The sequence below is a fragment of the Streptosporangium sp. NPDC049078 genome, assembly GCF_040648855.1.
GTDB lineage: Bacteria > Actinomycetota > Actinomycetes > Streptosporangiales > Streptosporangiaceae > Streptosporangium.
In genome coordinates this window covers 30,061-47,336 of sequence record NZ_JBEZEL010000008.1, presented here as the reverse complement: position 1 = coordinate 47,336, position 17,276 = coordinate 30,061, and the positions used below count along the sequence as shown (strand labels likewise).

13 protein-coding genes are annotated in these 17,276 nt (G+C 70.9%); 8 read left to right on the top strand and 5 right to left on the bottom strand.

Annotated elements, in window-relative coordinates; all coding sequences use genetic code 11:
* Nucleotides 1-425: 425 nt before the first annotated feature.
* Together AB0B90_RS14885 and AB0B90_RS14880 are read left to right on the top strand one after the other, a co-directional pair.
* Nucleotides 426-1,022, top strand: a complete 597-nt coding sequence (locus tag AB0B90_RS14885) for a copper resistance CopC family protein (protein WP_350949561.1) — start codon at nucleotides 426-428, stop codon at nucleotides 1,020-1,022.
* Nucleotides 1,019-2,050 (top strand): CopD family protein, encoded by a 1,032-nt coding sequence (locus AB0B90_RS14880; protein ID WP_362922889.1) that lies wholly within the window; start codon nucleotides 1,019-1,021, stop codon nucleotides 2,048-2,050. The genes AB0B90_RS14885 and AB0B90_RS14880 overlap by 4 nt, the downstream gene beginning before the upstream one ends.
* Here AB0B90_RS14880 and AB0B90_RS14875 read toward each other — a convergent pair.
* Nucleotides 2,008-3,129, bottom strand: coding sequence for a hypothetical protein (locus AB0B90_RS14875; RefSeq protein ID WP_362922887.1), 1,122 nt, complete (start codon nucleotides 3,127-3,129; stop codon nucleotides 2,008-2,010). The genes AB0B90_RS14880 and AB0B90_RS14875 overlap by 43 nt on opposite strands.
* A 246-nt stretch (nucleotides 3,130-3,375) precedes the next feature.
* Between AB0B90_RS14875 and AB0B90_RS14870 the strand changes: the two genes are divergently transcribed.
* Both AB0B90_RS14870 and AB0B90_RS14865 read left to right on the top strand, forming a co-directional pair.
* The gene (locus tag AB0B90_RS14870; protein WP_362922885.1) at nucleotides 3,376-6,087 is read left to right on the top strand and encodes an alpha/beta fold hydrolase; all 2,712 of its coding nucleotides are present in this window, start codon (nucleotides 3,376-3,378) and stop codon (nucleotides 6,085-6,087) included.
* On the top strand, nucleotides 6,084-7,022 hold the full coding sequence (locus AB0B90_RS14865; protein WP_362922883.1) for an ABC transporter permease subunit: 939 nt from the start codon (nucleotides 6,084-6,086) through the stop codon (nucleotides 7,020-7,022). The genes AB0B90_RS14870 and AB0B90_RS14865 overlap by 4 nt, the downstream gene beginning before the upstream one ends.
* A gap of 119 nt (nucleotides 7,023-7,141) precedes the next feature.
* On the opposite strand, the gene AB0B90_RS14860 is transcribed toward AB0B90_RS14865, so the two are convergent.
* Nucleotides 7,142-7,306, bottom strand: coding sequence for a hypothetical protein (locus tag AB0B90_RS14860; RefSeq protein WP_350949594.1), 165 nt, complete (start codon nucleotides 7,304-7,306; stop codon nucleotides 7,142-7,144).
* Nucleotides 7,307-7,466: 160 nt separating this feature from the next.
* On the opposite strand from AB0B90_RS14860, the gene AB0B90_RS14855 reads away from it, so the two are divergent.
* On the top strand, nucleotides 7,467-9,581 hold the full coding sequence (locus AB0B90_RS14855; protein ID WP_350949566.1) for an ATPase: 2,115 nt from the start codon (nucleotides 7,467-7,469) through the stop codon (nucleotides 9,579-9,581).
* Between the two features lies 1 nt (nucleotide 9,582).
* Here the strand turns inward: AB0B90_RS14855 and AB0B90_RS14850 are convergent, their stop codons facing one another.
* Nucleotides 9,583-10,578 carry a 4-epi-cubebol synthase gene (locus tag AB0B90_RS14850; RefSeq protein WP_350949567.1) on the bottom strand — a complete coding sequence of 332 codons (996 nt, stop codon included), beginning with the start codon at nucleotides 10,576-10,578 and terminating at the stop codon, nucleotides 9,583-9,585.
* 331 nt (nucleotides 10,579-10,909) lie between these two features.
* On the opposite strand from AB0B90_RS14850, the gene AB0B90_RS14845 reads away from it, so the two are divergent.
* Nucleotides 10,910-11,818: a PAC2 family protein gene (locus AB0B90_RS14845; RefSeq protein WP_350949568.1), complete on the top strand. Its 909-nt coding sequence runs from the start codon at nucleotides 10,910-10,912 to the stop codon at nucleotides 11,816-11,818.
* Nucleotides 11,819-11,878: 60 nt separating this feature from the next.
* Complete coding sequence (locus AB0B90_RS14840) at nucleotides 11,879-12,946, top strand: Gfo/Idh/MocA family oxidoreductase (RefSeq protein WP_350949569.1); 1,068 nt, start codon at nucleotides 11,879-11,881, stop codon at nucleotides 12,944-12,946.
* 3 nt (nucleotides 12,947-12,949) lie between these two features.
* Here AB0B90_RS14840 and AB0B90_RS14835 read toward each other — a convergent pair whose 3' ends face one another.
* Nucleotides 12,950-13,750 carry a tyrosine-protein phosphatase gene (locus AB0B90_RS14835; protein ID WP_362922879.1) on the bottom strand — a complete coding sequence of 267 codons (801 nt, stop codon included), beginning with the start codon at nucleotides 13,748-13,750 and terminating at the stop codon, nucleotides 12,950-12,952.
* Between the two features lie 163 nt (nucleotides 13,751-13,913).
* Here AB0B90_RS14835 and AB0B90_RS14830 point away from each other — a divergent pair, with 163 nt between their 5' ends.
* Entirely contained in the window at nucleotides 13,914-14,786 is an 873-nt protein-coding gene (locus AB0B90_RS14830) for a hypothetical protein (protein WP_350949571.1), read from the top strand.
* Nucleotides 14,787-15,047: 261 nt separating this feature from the next.
* On the opposite strand, the gene AB0B90_RS14825 is transcribed toward AB0B90_RS14830, so the two are convergent.
* Nucleotides 15,048-17,147, bottom strand: coding sequence for a M6 family metalloprotease domain-containing protein (locus AB0B90_RS14825; protein WP_362922876.1), 2,100 nt, complete (start codon nucleotides 17,145-17,147; stop codon nucleotides 15,048-15,050).
* Nucleotides 17,148-17,276: the final 129 nt, after the last annotated feature.

The window sequence follows — 17,276 nt, the reverse complement described above, 5'->3', positions numbered from 1 at the left end:
AACAAAATATCTCTCCAGGGCTTTTACCAGATAAATCGACCTATTCTTCATTCTTTGAAAATTTGTCATCCTCTTAGTCATTGACTCCGTCCCGCCGGGCTCCTGCTCTCCGCCGGGATGTTCCCGGGCCTTCCCTGTCTCCATCGGCGTCTCCGTCGGCCCCCGTCGGCCCCCGTCGGCCCCCGTCGGTCCCGTCCGCCTCCAGCACTTCCCGTCAGCCCTCGCCGGCCCCCATCGGCCCCCGTCGTTCCCCCTCGGTGGCCGGAGCGCCGGAATCGGCCCGTCCGCCGGCGCACGGGTCCCCTCAGCCGGGCACGGGCACGGATGGACGGACGAGATGAGACGCGCGAGCGCGATTCCCGGGCGGGAGGCCGGGGTGGGAGCATGTCATTCGTCATGACGACCCCAAAGGAAGGCCACGACCGGTGAGGCGGCTACTCACGGTCCTGCTGCTCGCGTCCGCCGCGCTGCTCGGCGCGGGCGTCCCGGCACAGGCCCACAACGTGCTGATCAGCAGCGACCCCAAGGACGGTACCGAGCTGGCCACCGGTCCCGAGAAGATCACACTCACCTTCGACCAGCCCGTCCGGCAGGGCTTCGCGCAGATCAGCGTGATCGGCCCGGACGGCACGCGCTGGGAGGAGGGCAAGACGACCGTCGACAGGGCGAAGGTGAGCGTCGGTGTGAAACCCCTCGGCTCCGCCGGGGAGTACGCGGTGGGCTACCGGATCCTCTCCTCCGACGGCCACCCGGTCTCCAGCAAGATCACCTTCACCCTCACCGCCCCCGGCCCCGGCGCGTCCGCCCAGTCCTCCGCCGATCCGGCCGCCGCCACCCCGGCCGCCCCCGTCGCCTCCGCCGCCGCGCCGCAGGAACCCGATCTGGGCGCCCAGGCCGCCGAGGCCGCGCAGAACGGCGGTGCCGGGATGGCCGTGCTGTGGATCGCGGGCTCCATCGTCCTGCTGGGCGGGGCCACCGTCGTGGCGATGCGCCGTACGAAGGAGCAGGGGGGCGCGGGATGACCCTGACCGCCGAGCCTGCCGCCGAGGCCGGCACCGCCAGGAGGCTGGTCGTCGGCGGGCTCGTCTCCGGAGCCCTGGTGGCCGTGCTGACCGCGACGGCGCTCTCCCGCCAGGAGGCGGTGCCGGGGATCGCCATTCCCGGACCGCTGGTGGAGTACGGGCTGCCGGTGCTGCGGGTGCTGCTGGACCTCGCCGCGGTGGCGGTGGTCGGGCTCAGCCTGCTGCCGAAGCTGCTCGGGTTCGACGACCCCGACCGCACGGAGCCGGTGATGCGCCGGGCCCGGCCGGCGGCCGTGACCTTCGCCTGGGCCTGGGCACTGCTGGCGCTGGTCGTGATCGTCTTCCAGACGGCCGAGCTGAACCCCGGCCTGGTCCCCACCCCCGGCATGATCGCCGAGTACGTCGACAGCGTCGGCGCCGGGCAGGGCATGCTCTTCAGCGCCGCCTGCGCGCTGTCCTACGCCGGGATCGGGCTGCTGGCCGTGCGGTACGGCGAGAAGGTCCCCGCCGAGCTGCGGATCGTGATCGCCTTCTTCGGGCTGCTGCCGATCCCGGTCACCGGCCACGCGGTCGACTCGCTCTGGCACGACCCCATCATGATCTCGATGGAGCTGCACGTGATGGGCTCGGCGGCGTGGACCGGCGGCCTGCTCACGATCATCCTGCTGGTCACCGGGGACCGGGAGCTGCTGGCGCGGGTGCTGCCCGCGTTCTCCAGGCTCGCGACCCTCGCACTCGTCGTGGTCAGTGCCTCCGGCCTGGTGAACGGCCTGGCCACGATGGCCCTCACCCCCGGGGTGGAACTCCCCGGGGCTCTCCTGACCAGTGAGTACGGCCTGCTGGTGCTGGCCAAGGCCGCGTGCGTGGCACTGCTGATCCCGTTCGCCGCCCACATCCGCTTCCGCCTGCTGCCGCACATCGCCGAGAGGCGGGCGACGGCGGTCGTCGCGTGGGCGGCCGCCGAGATCGCCGTGATGGGGCTCGCCTACGGGGTCGCGGTCGCGCTGACCACTGCCTCCCTGTCCTGAGCCCGCAGCGTGTGGCGGCCGAAGGACCACTCCGCGGCCAGCCACAGGACCGCGAGTCCCGCCCCCCCGATCACCATGGTCGTGGGGGGCACCAGCGGCGGCGCCATGAACGTCGCGTGCTGGAAGCGCAGTGCCTGGTCCATCAGGAGGGTGGCGCCGAGGGATCCGACCAGTGCCCTGACCACGGGATTCCTGATCAGGAACGCCAGGTCGACGGCGAGCGCCCCGGCGATGAGGAAGACCGGGATCGCCGAGCGCGGGAAGTCGGCCGCGGCGAGGAGCGGCCAGATCAGCGTGCGGAAGACGACGTAGGCGCCGATCACGGCGGTGGCCGAGAACATCCGGCCGATCATCGCGCGGGCGTAGACGGCCACCAGGACGGCGGCGATCGCCGCGTAGAGCGGGTAGAGCTGGTCGGGCACGGGCAGCGCGAAGTGGAGCGCCACGGCCCTGTCGGTCACCGGCAGGCCGATCTGGTCGGCGGCGAACTTGATCAGGATCGGCTCGGCCTCGGGCGCCCCCCGGTCCCAGGCCGAGATGGCGTACACGCCGTACTCCTGGTGCTGGGCCGGGAACCAGACGTTCTCGAAGAGGAACACGAAGAGCCCGCCGAGGACCAGCGTGCGCGTCCGTCCCGGGAGCGCCCGCACGAACCAGCCCCGGATGACGCCGCAGATCATGAAAAGCGTGCCGATGTAGAGCATGAGGTGGGACGGGCTCCACGAGGTGATGTCGAGCCCGTTGATCCGGTGGTTGATCAGGTCCAGCGGGACGGCGACCAAGAAGATGCCCGTGCCCCAGGCGATGAGACGCTGCGCGAGTTTGTCCACGCCGTAGCCGGTGTAGATGTGGATGATCGTGAGAGCGAGGGCGAGAGCGGTGCCGACGCTGTTGAGCAGGTGCGGCGGCGCCAGGTCGTCGCGAAGCCACTTGAAGTGCCAGGAGACGTCCCAGGACGCTCCGAGCACCTTGAACGAGAAAGCCACCAGCCACCCGAGGTAGAGGACCCTGAACAGATCCTCCGGGGTCTCCCTGCCGGCCTCCCCGCGCGTCCAATACGGCAGAGCCCACTCGATCACGGGAGTGGCTCTTCTTCGAAGGCTCTCTACTGGCTTCACGCGTCGAAATGATGCCGCTCCTTCACCTCGGTCCGCAATCGGGGACAACCCTGAGGATCGGGACGCCTCCCCTGCTCCACGTGGGTGGATCACCCATGTTCGTCCCCGCCGCGACGACCGGCGACCGAACCGGTCGGCGACTGACCGCTGGAACGCGCCTGAGAACGGTCTCAGGAGCCTTTCAGCTGCAATCAGTAGGCTCTCGTCATGCAACGTGGGGGAAAACGGACCATCCGCATCTCGGGGATCGCTGCGATCGTCGTGCTGGTCGTCGGCGCCGCGGCCTGGCTGGTGTGGCCGTCCGCTCCCGGCGTACGGGCCCAGGACCAGATGATCACAGTGCTCGACGGGCCGGAGGACGACCAGCGGGTCACGCTGGACACGAGCTTCTTCCCTCCCGCCGGCGGCGGCAGGGCCCCTGCGGTGCTGCTCGCGCACGGGTTCGGCGGCAGCAAGCTGAGCGTGCGGGACGCCGCCGTACGGCTGGCGCAGGAGGGTTACGCCGTGCTGACCTGGTCGGCGCGCGGCTTCGGCCGCTCCTCGGGACAGATCGCGCTGAACTCCCCCGACTACGAGGTCAAGGACGTGCGCCGGCTGGTCGACTGGGTCGCCAAGCGGCCCGAGGTCCGGCTCGACGCGGCGGGCGACCCTCGGGTGGGCATCGCGGGCGGCTCCTACGGCGGGGCGATCTCCCTGATGGCCGCCGCCCACGACCCCAGGATCGACGCGATCGTCCCGCAGATCACCTGGTACGACCTGGCCGACGCGCTGTTCCCGAACGCCACCGGGCAGGGCCCGGAGAGCGGGGTGTTCAAGCGCATGTGGGCCGGGCTGTTCTTCAGCCGGGGCGGTCCCACCCCGGGCGCGGCCGGTCTGGCCGCCCTCGGCCAGACCGGCGCGGGAGCCGGGGGAGGCGAGGAGGACGCGGAAGCCGGGAACGGGTCGCCGCCCGGCCGGCCCAGGCCGCTCACCGCGGAGGAGGTCCGGTGCGGCCGGTTCCTGCCGGAGATCTGTGACATGTACCAGAAGGTGGCAGAAAGCGGACGGGCGACGGCGGACGCGGTGGAGACACTGCGCAGGTCGAGCCCGATCTCGGTACCCGGCAGGATCAAGGTCCCCACGCTGCTGCTCCAGGGACAGCGCGACTCGCTGTTCACCCTGGGGCAGGCCGACGCCAACGCCAGGGCGATCGCCGCCACCGGCGCCCCGGTGGAGGTCGCCTGGTTCGACGGCGGCCACGACGGCGGCAACGGCGAGGTCGACTGGCTGCACGAGAAGACGCTCGGCTGGTTCGACCGCCACCTGAAGGAGAGCGAGGCGGCCGGGCAGGAGGGCGCCTTCACCGTCACCCGCGACGGCGGGCGCGACCCGGGCACCCGTCGCCCGGTCCAGCTGCACGCCGTCGCCGACGGCTACCCCGGGCTGAGCGGCACCGGCCAGACCTCCGTGCCGCTCAGCGGCCCCGAGCAGCAGGTCGCGAACCCGCCGGGCGGTTCCCCCGCCTCGATCTCCGCGGTCCCCGGCTTCGGCGGTCTCGGCGGCGCCGCCACCGCGAACCTGTCGATCGACATGGCGGGCCAGAGCGCCGTCTTCGACTCCGCCCCGCTCACCACCCCGCTCCAGGTCACCGGCAGCTCGACCGTACGGGTGCGGGTGACGCCCGGACGTTCCGGGTCCCCCGCGGCCGGTGACGTCGCGGAGGGCGGCCCACAGAGCGGCACTCGGAGCGGCCCAGAGAGTGGCAATGAGAGCGGTGAGGCGCGGGCGGCGGACGAGGTGACGCTGTTCGCCAAGCTCTACGACGTCGCGGGCGCGACCCAGGCACCGCTCCTGCCGGAAGGGCTCGTCGCCCCGATCAGGATCGCGATCCCCGAGGGCGGCTCGGGGGAGGCCACGGTGACCCTGCCGGCCATCGACCACAGGTTCGACGTCGGGCACCGGCTGCGCGTCGCGTTCACCACCACCGACCTGGGTTACAGCACCCCCGCGGCCCCGGCCGTCCACACGGTCGCCCTCGCCTCGCCGGAGGTGACCGTCCCCACCCACGCCACCCTGCGCACCCCCTCGACCGGCCCCGCCTGGTGGATCTGGGCACTGCCGCTGCTCTCCCTCGTCGTCGCGGCCGTCCTGCTGCTCGCCGGACGCCGCCGCGCCGCCGACGAGCACGACCCCGGGCTCGACTCCGTGCCGCTGCGGATCGATGGCCTGACCAAGGCGTACCGGAACGGCGAGCTCGCGGTGAACGATCTGTCGTTCACCGTCGAGCACGGCCAGGTGCTCGGCCTGCTCGGCCCCAACGGGGCGGGCAAGACCACCACCCTGCGCATGCTGATGGGCCTGATCAAGCCCGACGGCGGCGAGATCCGGATCTTCGGCCACCGGGTGGTGCCCGGCGCCCCGGTCCTGTCCAGGCTCGGCTCGTTCGTCGAGGGGCCGGGTTTCCTGCCGCACCTCAACGGCCGCGACAACCTGGAGCTGTACTGGAAGGCGACCGGCCGCCCCGTCGAGGACGCCGGGTTCGCCGAGGCCCTGGAGATCGCCGGGCTCGGCAACGCCCTGGACCGCGCGGTCCGCACCTACTCCCAGGGCATGCGCCAGCGTCTGGCCATCGCGCAGACCATGCTCGGCCTGCCCGACCTGCTCGTCCTGGACGAACCCACCAACGGTCTCGACCCGCCCCAGATCCGCGAGATGCGCGAGGTCCTGATCCGCTACGCCGGAGGGGGCCGTACGGTCATCGTCTCCAGCCACCTGCTCTCGGAGGTGGAGCAGACCTGCAGCCACGTGGTGGTCATGCACCGCGGGCGTCTCGTCACGGCCGGGACCGTGGCCGAACTGCTGAGCAGCCGCACCCCGGTCAACGGCTCCGGCACCCGGCTGGAAGACGTCTTCCTGGACCTGATCGGAGAGAAGGCGTGAGCGACACCGAGGGTGCTCGTGGCACCATGACCGGCCCGGCGGGCGACGGCCCCGCGCGGGCGGGGACCCTGCGGAACGGCGTCGCGGAGAACGGTTCGGCGCGCGGGTACGCGCCGGGGCGCACCCTGCCGCTCTCCGTGGAGATCGTCAGGCAGTTCAAGCGGCGCCGCACGCTGGTGATGTTCGGCCTGTTGCTCGCGCTGCCGTGGATCCTGGTGATCGCCTTCAAGCTCGGCGCCGGATCCGGGCAGCCCACCACCACGCTGCGCATCTCCGACCTGGCCACCGAGGGCGGGCTGAACTTCGCGGCGTTCGCCCTGTCGGTGTCGGCGAGCTTCCTGCTGGTCGTCGCGGTCGCGCTGTTCTGCGGTGACACCGTGGCGAGCGAGGCCGGCTGGTCGTCACTGCGCTATCTGCTCGCCGCACCGATCCCGCGCGACCGCCTGCTGCGCCAGAAGCTGATCGTCGCGATGGGCTACTCGGCGGCGGCGGTGATCTGCCTGCCGGTGATGGCCCTGCTCGCCGGGACCCTCGCCTTCGGGTGGAACGACGTCCGGGTGCCGGGGACCGGTGAGACGATCGCCGCCCTGGACGTGCTGCCCAGGTTCGCGGTGGTGATCGGCTATGCCCTGGTCAGCCAGTTCGTGGTCGCGGCGCTGGCCTTCCTGCTCTCCGTCAGCACCGACTCCCCGCTGGGGGCGGTCGGCGGAGCGGTCGGCCTGGTGATCGTGAGCAACATCCTGCAGGCGGTCGAGGCGCTCGGCGGGCTCAGGGAGTTTCTGCCGACGTTCTGGAACACCGCGTGGCTGGACGCCCTCGCCCCCCAGCCGGAGTATGACGGCATGCTCAAGGGGGTGGCCGTCTCCGTCACCTACTCGGCCATCCTGATCGCGTTCGCCTTCCGCCGTTTCCGCGCCAAGGACGTCGTCTCCTAGCGGAACGCGCGGGGGCGTCTTCCGCGGGACCTCCCGCCGCGCGAAGCCCTCCCGGCCGGCCCCCGCGACGAGAGCCCCGCGAAGGGGCTCCGTCGCGGGGGACCGGCTCGCGGGAGAGGTCACCAGTGGGGAGGACGGTCCTCGATCAGACGGGCGTCGTCGTCGGCCTCACGCCACTCGTTCCAGCCGAGATCGGTGTCGTCGACGGTCTGGTCGGGCAGGATCGGCAGCCCGTCGTCGGCGAGGTCGACGGGGCGCAGGTCATCGGGCTCGGGCACTGTCACGAGCCCCATGCTAGCCACCCTCGCGGCCCGCGCTCCCCTTCTCGGGAAAGCCCGCGCCCCGCGTCCGGAGAGGGCCCGCGCCCCGCGCTGTACGGGGACAGGCCAAGGCCCAGACGGTACGATGCGGTGGCAGGTTCCGGCTATCCCCCCGTGAGGCGCCATGACAACGCCAGCAGGATGGCGGCGAGACGGCAATCTGCCCAACGAGCTGACCAGCTTCGTGGGGCGCACCAGGTTGCTCACCACACTCAGGCAGCGGCTGGGCGAGCACCGCCTGGTCACGGTGACCGGCATCGGGGGCGTCGGCAAGTCCCGCACCGCCCTGCGGATCGCCCACCAGATGCGGGGTGACTTCAAGGACGGCGTCTGGTTCGCCGACCTGGCCCGCCTCCAGGACCCGGGAATGGTCCGTCACACGATCACCTCGGCCCTCGGGATCGCCGACCAGTCCGCCCGCTCGGCGGACGAGACGCTGGTCGAGTGGCTGGGCGACCGCGAGATCCTTCTGATCATCGACACGTGCGAGCACCTGGTCGACGCGTGCGGCACCCTCTTCGAGGACCTGCTCGGCAGCGCCCGGGGTCTCACCATCCTGGCGACCAGCCGTCAGTCGCTGAACTGCAGGGGTGAGCACACGGTCACCATCCCGCCGCTCACCGTTCCCGGCGACTCCTCGGGCGAGGACGTCTTCACCAACGAGGCGGTGCAGCTCTTCGTCACGCGGGCGAGCGCGGTGGTGCCCAACTTCATGCTGGACGAGGGCAACATCGGCCCGGTGGCCGAGCTCTGCCGCCGGCTCGACGGCATACCGCTCGCCATCGAGCTCGCCGCGGTCCGGATGCGCGCCCTGTCGGTGGAGCAGATCCTCGGTCTGCTCGCCGACCGGTTCAGCCTGCTCGCGGGGGCGAGCCGCACCGCGCTGCCCAGGCACCAGACGCTGCGGGCCGCGATCGGCTGGAGCCACGAACTGTGCGAGCCGGCCGAACGGCTGCTGTGGGCGCGGCTCTCGGTCTTCGCGGGGGACTTCGAGCTCGACGCCGCCCGCTACGTCTGCTCGGGCGACAACCTCCCCTCCGAGGACATCATGGAGCTCATCTCCAGCCTGGTGGAGAAGTCGATCCTGCTGAGCGACGGCACGCCCTCCGGGCACCGCTACCGGCTGATCGACACCCTGCGGCAGTACGGCGAGGAGTGGCTGGACAAGCTCGGCGAGAGCGCCGTGATCAGGGAGAGGCACCGCGACTACTACCTGCAGCTGGCCAAGCGGAGCGAGGACGCCTGGTCGGGCGCCCGTCAGGTCTACTGGTACGTCAGGATGCGCCACGAGCACGACAACATCCGCGTCGCGCTCGACCACTGCCTGCGCACTCCCGGCGAGGTGCAGGCGGGGCTGAAGCTTCTGTCCTCGCTGTGGTTCATGTGGGTGGCCTGCGGGCTGGCCCGCGAGGGCAGGCTCTATCTGGAGAAGACCCTGGAGCTGGCGCGCCAGCCGAGCCCCGACCGGTGCAAGGCGCTGTGGGTGCTGTCCTACATCAACAGCGCGCAGGGAAACATCACCGGTGCCATCGAGGCCGCGGAGCAGTGCAGCTCCGACGCCGTCAGGGTCGGGGACTCCGGCGCGGTCATCCTCGCCACCAAGATGCTCGGCACGGCCGCGTTCCTGCAGAACGACCTGCAGAAGGCGAGCGCGCTGCTGGGCGTGGCGATCGAGTTCCACAAGAGCGGCCGCGAGCTCAACCCGGGCCTGCTGCCCTCGATCGTCGAGCTGTCCATGGTGCTGCTCATCCAGAACGAGCCGGCCGAGGCCGAGGTGCTGCTGCGCGACTGCATCGCGGTCTGCACCCAGCGCGGCGAGTTGTGGCTGCGCTCGTACGCCATCTACGCGCTCGCCAGCGTGTACCAGGTGATGGGCCGCTCCCCCGAGGCCATGTCGAACGCGCGCGAGGCGCTGCGGCTCAAGCGTTACTTCCACGACGTGCTCGGGATCGGCCTCGCGATCGAGGTGGTGGCCAAGCAGTCGCTGGAAGACGGGCAGGCGGAGCTCGCGGCCCGGCTGATGGGCGGCGGCCAGGCCAACTGGCGGACCTTCGGGATGCCGCAGCTGGGCTCCCCGTTCTTCAACTCCGAGCACGACCGCTGTGTCAAGGAGTGCAGGCGCATCCTCGGCGAGGAGGCGCACGAGAAGGCCTTCGCCGAGGGCAGGAAGCTGAACCTGGAGGAGCTGATCGTCCTCGCGCTCGGAGACCACGAGGACGGTCAGACCGTTCGGGGGTGAGTCATCGGGCGGAGGGCTTGGGCGCCTCGGCCTGCCAGGCGGACGTGTACCGGGAGCTGGTCAGCGAGTAGTCGACGCTGCCGCTGATCCAGAACTCCAGACCGCGCACGTAGGCGAGCACCGCCTCGGAACCGAGCGCCTCCAGCGAGGGGCGCAGTGCCACCATGTCGGCGATCGCCCGGTTGCGCATGGCGCCGATCGCCTCCATCGCCTGCTGCCGCGAGTAGCCCCGGTGCCTGGCGAGCACGCTCACGAGGTTGTTGCGCGAGTTGGCGCCGTCGCTCTCCTTGGCGTACGAGATGAGGTCGTTGTCCCAGACGACGACGTCGTTGGCGCTCTCGGTGATCGCCTTGACATCGGGGTGGCGCCACTCCTCGGGGGTGAGGCTGCATCCGCTGGCGATGTCGATGAGGGCGAAGACGGTGAGCATGGCGCCGGTGCGCCGTCGCATGAAGATGTAGTCGTCCACCTGCGGCACGACGTCGGCCTCGCGGTTGGCGGCCTCCCACACCTGGGCGAAGAGGTAGTCCTTGGTAACGGCGCGCCAGCGGTCGAGCTGGTCGTCGTCGCCGTACCTGGAGATCCTGGTCTTGATCTCCAGGAGCGTCCTGGCGAAGACGTCGTCGACCTCCTGCCCGGCCTCAAGGTCGTCGAGGACGGTGAACAGCCGGGGCAGGGCTCGGCTTATCTCACCGGCGCCGCGGCCCGACTCGCAGAAGGCGTCGTCGAAGGCGAACAGCCACACGCACCAGTCGGTCGCCAGGCGGAGCGTGTGGTGTTCGGCATAGGGATACGTGCGGGCTCCCAGCCAGCCGTACTTGGCCTGGCGGTAGCGCTGGACGGTCTCGGGATCCTCCAGGATGCCCGTTTCCACCAGCCAGTCGAGGGTCTCGGTGTTGACCCGCTCGACATGAGGGTTGACCTCGCTGGGGAAGGGACAGGGCAGCGGAGGGATGCGGAGAGACAGGTCTGACCTACGCGTAGTAGTAGTTCCCACTCCCCAAGGATGGCCGAACGGCGCTTGTTTTCCTATACATCAGGAAACACCTGGATATCGTGGACTTCTGATTCATCACGTGAATCATTTTCAGGTGTTCGTCCCCCGTCGTCGGTGCGGCCCGCCACGACCTCGGCTCCTACGCGGGCTCGGAGCCGCCCCGGCTCGCCGGGCCGGGGCGGACGGGTTGCGAACCCCTCATGCCCAGGGTCAGGCTGCATGTGACCCACCGCGCCCCGGTAGGGTGCCGTGTGATCGCCGAGAGCAGGCGGAATTCAGCGGCCCCCCAGCGGGTTGAGCTGAAAAGACGACCGACGAAAGGCTGGAAACGGTGTTCGACCCGACGGATCTCTACCGGCTCAGCGGAGACGTCCCTGAGCTGACCGATCCGGTGCTGCTCTACCACTTCGACGGGTTCGTGGACGCGGGCGGCGCCGGAAAACTCGCCGTCACCCACCTGCTCGACGAGCTGGAGCACCAGGTCGTGGCCACCTTTGACGTGGACCGTCTGCTGGACTACCGCTCCCGCAGGCCCACCATGACCTTCGACACCGATCGCTGGGTCGCCCTGGAGAGCCCCGAGCTCGTGCTCCACCTGGTTCACGACACCACGGGGACCCCGTTCCTGCTGCTCAGCGGCCCCGAGCCCGACCGCGAGTGGGAGCTGTTCACCGCGGCCGTCGACACGCTGGTCACCCGGCTGAAGGTCGGCAAGCTGGTGACCACCCACGGCATCCCGATGGCCGTCCCGCACACCCGCCCGCTGGGCGTCACCGGCCACGCCAGCCGTCCCGAGCTGGTCACCGGCCAGACCAGCGCCTTCGGCAAGGTCCAGGTGCCCGGCAGCGTGGCCTCGCTGATCGAGTTCCGGCTCGGCGCCAAGGGGCACGACGCCCTCGGCTACGCCGTGCACGTCCCGCACTACCTCGCCCAGGCCGAATACCCGTCGGCCGCGGTGACCGCGCTGGAGGCGGTCACCAAGGGCACCGGGCTGGTGTTCCCGCTGGAGAGCCTGCGCGAGGCCGCGGAGAAGACCGACGCCGAGATCGCCGAGCAGATCCAGGCCTCCCAGGAGCTGTCCACCGCCATCACCGGCCTGGAGCAGCAGTACGACGCGTTCGCGGCGGGCTCCGAGCGCGAGAGCCTGATGGCCGAGTCCTCGGAGATGCCGACCGGCGACGAGCTCGCCGCCCAGTTCGAGGCGTTCCTGGCCGAGCGTGACGAGCGGCGCGGTGACTGACCCGCTCGCCGGGCGCGGGAGCGGGCACCCGTCCCCTGCCGCCGACCCGCCGGCCGCGCCATGACCGACCTGCGCGTCGGCCTTGTCGGCTACGGCGTGGCCGGGGCGTTCTTCCATGCCCCGCTGATCTCCACGACGCCGGGTCTGAGACTGTCCGCGGTGGTCACCGGCGATCCCGGGCGGGCCGCCGAGGTGTCGGAGAAGTACGGCGCGCGGGCGACCGGGGACCCCGCCGAGCTGTGGGACTCCGTCGACCTGGTCGTGATCGCCTCCCCCAACCGTACGCACGTCCCGCTCGCGCAGGCCGCGCTGAGGGCGGGCCTGCCCGTGGTGGTGGACAAGCCGCTGGCCGCGACCGCCGCGCAGGCGCGCGGTCTGGCGGAGCTGGCGGGCGATCTCGGCCTGATGCTGACCGTGTTCCAGAACCGGCGCTGGGACGGCGACTTCCGCACCGTCGAGCGCCTCGTCGCCGAGGGCGCGCTGGGCGAGGTGCGCCGGTTCGAGTCGCGTTTCGAACGCTGGCGGCCGGTGCCGAAGGGCGGCTGGCGCGAGACGGGCGGGACCGAGGAGGTCGCGGGACTGCTGTACGACCTCGGCAGCCACCTGGTCGACCAGGCCCTGCGGCTGCTCGGTCCGGCCGTCGAGGTCTACGCCGAGTCCGACGTGCGCCGCCGCGGGGTGAACTCCGACGACGACACCTTCATCGCCGTCTCCCACGCGAATGGGGCCCGCTCCCACCTGTGGGTGAGCGCGGTCGCTCCCCGGCTGGGCCCCCGTTTCCGGGTGCTGGGCTCGCGGGCCGGCTACCTGAAGTACGGCCTGGACGTGCAGGAGGAGCAGTTGCGCGCCGGGCTGACCCCCGCCTCCCCCGGCTTCGGCGAGGAGCCGTCCGAGCGGTGGGGCACCCTCGGCGCGGAGGGCGGAGGTCCCGGCGAGGAGGCCCGTGCCGTCCCCACCGAGCCCGGCGCCTACGCCGGCTTCTACCGGGACGTGGTGGCGTGCCTCACCCGGGGCGCCCCGCCACCGGTCGCCCCAGAAGAGGTCGTCGAGGCGCTCACCGTGCTGGAGGCCGCCCGGCGCTCGGCCGCCGAGCGCCGGGTCGTCACTCTGGAAACCTCCGGTTCCTGACCGTCAGTCGCGCAGGCGTGCGCGCAGGAGACGCGAGTCGCCCTCGCTCCAGCCGTGGGAGGCGAGCCACTCCAGCGGTCCGCCGAAACGGTCGTCGAGGACGCTCAGGAACCGCTCGATGTACTCCGACCTCGGCCGGTGGTCGTCTGCCGGGCGGGTGTCGAGGTCGGCGCGGTAGGTGGTGCTGGAGCGCAGCCGCGCCAGGATGCCCTCAAGGCGGTCGCCCGTGGCGACGTAGTCGGCGACGATCGCCTCGCGGGTGGCGCCGGCGACCTCCAGCGCGAGGGCGCAGACGACGCCCGTGCGGTCCTTGCCCGCCGCGCAGTGGACGATGGCGGCCCCCTCGTCGAGGGCGAGGGCGCGCAGGGCGGCCAGGACCGAGTCGGGACGGTCGCGAAGGTAGCCGTAGTAGAACCCGGTCACCCGGAGCTCGGCGAGATCCTCCTCCAGCCGCTCCTCCGTCCAGGGCAGCACCTTGTCGGCCTCGATGGTGTCGGCCTCGACGTCGGTGTACACGCCGCCCTCGGCGAACAGGGTGTGGTGGTGGATGTTCACCTCCGGCACCTTGGTGAGCGGCCCCGGCCCCTCCAGACGCACCTCGGGACCCGAGCGCAGGTCGACGACGTTGCGGAGCTTCAGAGCTGTGACGAGTTGCCGGACGTCTCTTCCGGTCAGCCCCTGCAGGTTGTCGGACCGGTAGATCCGGCCGAAGCGTGTGGTCCCGCCGTCCACCGTGGCGAGCCCGCCGAGGTCGCGGACGTTGACGGCACCTTCAAGATCGATCCAACGCGTGAAGTCGTTCATCGCCTTCGAGTCTATACATCGCCTTACGTCCGGACCGTTAACTGTCGACGTCGGCATCCGTAATCGTCGATGTCCTCGTTTGGCATTGGTAAGTGCGCCTTTTCTCCCTTCATGGGTGACAGTGGAAGGAACGGTCCTGTACTCCCCGCCACAAGGAGGTCGCGTGGATCAGAGGAGACGTCCCCCGCATTTTCTGGTCGATCCGGCCCTGCCGGCCCCGATCTCCTCGGTCTTACGCGCCAGTCCGCAGGCGCTGCGCGCGGCCCGGCTGGGGCAGGTTCCCCGGCGCAGGGGACCCGACCCCGTCAAGCTGGTCGCGATCGCCGGCCTCCTGCTGCTCATGGCGAGCCTGAGTCCTACGGGAGGCTTCGTCGCCGTCCTCGTCCTCGTCGTCTTCTCCACGCTGCGCGGTGTGAGCGACGACCCCGAGGGCCGGCGGGAGCGGCGGCGCGTCCGGGTGGCCATGGAGCACAAGGACCGGTTCATCCTGCCGGAAGACCTCGACCGTGACTGCGGAGACCTGCTCCGCCGCGCGCAGGACGCCGAGGAGTCGATCCTCACCTCCGAGATCAACAGGGCGAACCTGCTCGACACCGTCGACAACGCGGTGACCCTGCCCGAGCAGACCTGGCAGATCGCGAGAAAACTGGTGCTCCTGTCGGACATGAGGGCCGAGCACAACCGGCTCGTACCCGGCGAGCCCCCGCCCGAGGTGGCCGAGTCCTTCGCCCCCTATGTGAAGGCCCTGGAGACCGCCGAGATCTCGCTGACCAGGCGGGTCCGTGCGCTGGAGGAGTACGCCAGGCAGGTGCGCAAGGCCGACGGCGTCTACCGCGCCTACCAGCAGCTGCGGACACTCGCGGAACGGACGCCGCGCTACGAGGCGCTGGTCGCCGAGACCGCGCAGGACACGCTGGACCTCCCCGGCCTCGAACGCCTGAGCGAACAGGCCCGGCAGGTCGAGAAGCTGTTCCACGAGAGCATCGACGAGGCGCGCGACGCCGCCCGGCACCTGCTGACGGCCTCCGAGTCCTGACACGCGGCCCCACCCCCCGGCGTGAGCACGGCACGCGGCACTCACAGGCACGGGCACGGCACACACGGGCACGGCACACACGGGCACGGCACGCACGAGCACGGCACGCACGAGCACGGCACGCACGAGCACGGCACGCACGAGCACGGCACGCACGAGCACGGCACGCACGGGCACGGCACGCACGGGCACGAGCAGAGGTACGACGCGTTGACCCGCGCCCCGGTCCCCGCACGGGACGGGTGGGACGCGGGCCCGGCGCTAACGTCCCAGCACGAGGCAGGTCGCCTTCGCCTTCTTGGACGGGTCGCTCTCCGAGGTGGCGGTGAGGGTCACCTTCGCGAGATGGCCGCCCTTCGCCGCGCGCAGCGCGTTCACGGTGACCAGGGTGTTCCCGCCGGAGTCGGCGGTCGCGAGCTCGTTGGGCAGCGAGACCGTCCAGCCGCGGCCCTCGACGCTCGCCGACAGCCGGTAGACGTCACCCTTGAGGTAGGCGCTCACGTCCTCGGGGTGCTGCCCCCGTGCCGGGGCGACCCTGCCGGTGTTGAACAGCGGGAAGCGGCAGGACGTCAGCTCCTTCCCCTTCGGGACGCCGACGGACGGCAGCAGCCTCACCCCGCGCCCGTTCGGGCCGGCGCCGTCCAGGGAGCGGATCGCCACCGTGTACGACAGGACGCCCTCGCGGTCGCGCTTGAGGTCCAGGACGTAGAAGTGGAGCCGGTTGGCCTGGTCCACGTACTCGAACTCCGAGCCCGAGCCGGTGCCCGCGTGGAACAGCGCGTCCGAAAGCTGACGGTAGTCGCCGATCGTGATGGGCACGGCGGTGCCGTCCGGCAGCACGTAGTCGGTCATGCCGATGTCCTGCGGGTTGGCGTCGACCACCCACTCGAAGGGCGCGCGGTCCTCGTTCTTGGTCTTGGCCAGCAGCACGCCGGAGTCGGGGGTGAAGGAGTCGGCGCCCATCCTGTCCACGACCTCGACGGTGTAGTTGTCGTAGCCGCCGCCGTCGCAGAACGGGTCGGTGTTCACGTCGCAGGCCGGGCTGCGGTCGCCGTTCCCGAAGGCGATGTTGACGCCCGACAGGCCGCCGGGTCCCGGCTGCGCCACCCGGGCGGTCACCTTGGCCACCACCAGGCCGGAGTCGGCCAGCGCCTCCCTGGACAGGCGCAGCACGTTCGCCTCGTCCACCATCTCCAGCTTGATCTTGTTGCGGAGCATGTGCTGGGCGCCCATCGAGCCGCCCGAGGTGGGCGGGATCAGCCAGCGGCTGTGCGGGCCGCCGGGGCCGTTGAAGCTGCCCCGGCTGAGCATCTCCCAGACTCCGGTGTACGCCCGGCGCGGTGGCACCCCGAACGGGTTGTTGTAGTTGTCGCCGATGCCGAGGATGTGGCTGAGCTCGTGGGCGTAGACGCCCTGCCCCGAACTCTCGGCCTGGGTGGAGGAGCCGCCTCCGGCGTTGGGCCAGATGGACGCGGCCGAGGCCCAGGACGTCCACTCCACGTAGCGGGTCCTGGCCCAGTTGGGCAGGGCCGGGTCGGGCGGGCCGAAGTCGTCGGTCACCGCCTCCTTGGTCGGGAACTTGATCGGGCCGAACTCCTGCCAGGTCGCCGACTCGTCCTGCCCCGCGCTCAGGTAGAAGACGAAGTCGAAGCCCGCGGGGACCTCCTGGCCGACGGAGCCGACCCACGCGGCCCGCGCGTCGGTCCTGATGTTCCTGGTGCAGGTGTCCCCGGACGGGCAGGCCGTGCCTCCCTGGAACTCCATCGCGTACTCGTGTGACTTGCCCGGCATCAGGTACGGGCCGAAGGAGGCGAGTTCCACGCCGTAGCGGCCTCCGGAGTCCTCCATCCAGTATTCGTGGATGGTGTGCCCCCGGTTGAGCTCGTTGGGGGTGTTGAGGAAGTCCTGGTAGAACCGGGCGACCTTCTCACGGGGGATGTCGTGGGCCTCGGCGCTGGGGTTCTTGAACACGGTCGAGCCCTTGGGCTGGGTGACCACGAACGGCTGGTTGGGATAGTCGACGAGGACGAGCGCGCCACGGAAGGTCCGCTTGGACCCTTTCGCCGAGGGGTCGGCCCAGTTGGTGCCGGGTGGTTTGCGGTAGTCCGCCCACGTCATGTGGTCCGGGTTCTTCCAGTTCTGCGGGTCGATCGGTGCCGGGGCGGCGGGGTCGGCCCGCCGCGCGGCCCCTGTCTCGGGGGCGTCCTGCTGCCAGGGCTGCGTCCGGGGCCAGTGGTCCACGCGCCAGGGGTTTCCCGGGTCGGGAGCGGGCTCGGCGGAGGCGGGAACGGAGGTGAGACCGATGGGGATCAGTACGATCGCGGCAAGCAGTACCTTCAGCAACCTGGGGGGTCGTATCACGCTAAAACGGTATAGACAGCTTTCAAATAGATCAACAACCCGCTGTCAAGGAGGTCCGCGAGACGTTTACCCGAGATGCATTTGAGATCTTCGGTTCATCCCCTTAACCTCTCCAAAGGGGACGAACAT